The following is a 913-nucleotide window of genomic DNA, read 5'->3' on the forward strand; positions in this document are numbered from 1 at the left end:
ATGCTCCCCACTAAAAACCAGGTGAAAGGCGGTGATGTCCGTTTGCTCGACGTAAAGCCTAACATTAATCATGGCCGCCATTTCTTTCACAATCAGTAGGCCTGCCCCGTTTTTATTCGTTGCCAATAGCTTCGTTACGCTTTCCTGTTCATCATAGCCTCTGTTGAACCAAGCGATCGTTTGGGGTGCCATTGCCCTACCCGGGTTGGCGATAATCAACTGGGGCTGATGATTGACGTAACCAACAAACACCCGTATCTGACCTTGCTGGGTGTATTTAGCCGCATTGTCAATCAAATTGTGAATAATGATACCCAGCAAATGATGATCTGAACTGATCAGGAAGTCTTCTGGGACATCATTGACGAACGTGTTGTGGTTCGCCACGAACATACTACGGAAAACTTCAGCTCGGTTTTTGACTAAATCGTATAAGTCGATAGGGCCAAGCTCCTTTCGATCTTCATACACTTTTGTCTTGGTATAGGTCAGTAGTTCTTTTAAAAGGTCATGAGTCGTTTCGCTGGTACTGGCAATCATCTCCATGATCCGGGATAAAGCACTATTATTCATATTGGCCAACAGCCCATGGGCCCGTCGGGATGTATAGGCTAAGAACTGTAAGGGGGATTGAATATCATGGGTGATGGAGGCCATCAGTCGGGATTGCAGGTGCAGTTGACGGCTCAATGCCTGCTCCGACTCTTTCAACTGGTTGGTTCGACTGGCAATCACTTGTTCCAGCTTCTGATTTTCCCGAATGATATACCGAAATCGAAGTCGAATCACCCCCCAAATAACCGTGAGTGCCAGCAGGATCATGATGAGTCGCATCCACCAGGTTTCGTACCAGCGCGGGGGAACCACAATGAGAATGCGTTTGTAACTATAATTGCCAAGCCCAAAACCATTG

General features: G+C 47.1%; 1 protein-coding gene. It reads right to left on the minus strand.

Annotated elements, in window-relative coordinates:
- Positions 1 to 913, minus strand: a 913-nt coding sequence (locus ACYVEA_RS34565) for a sensor histidine kinase (RefSeq protein ID WP_461117913.1), incomplete at both ends; no start/stop codon positions are given.

The organism is Spirosoma jeollabukense (assembly GCF_054777855.1).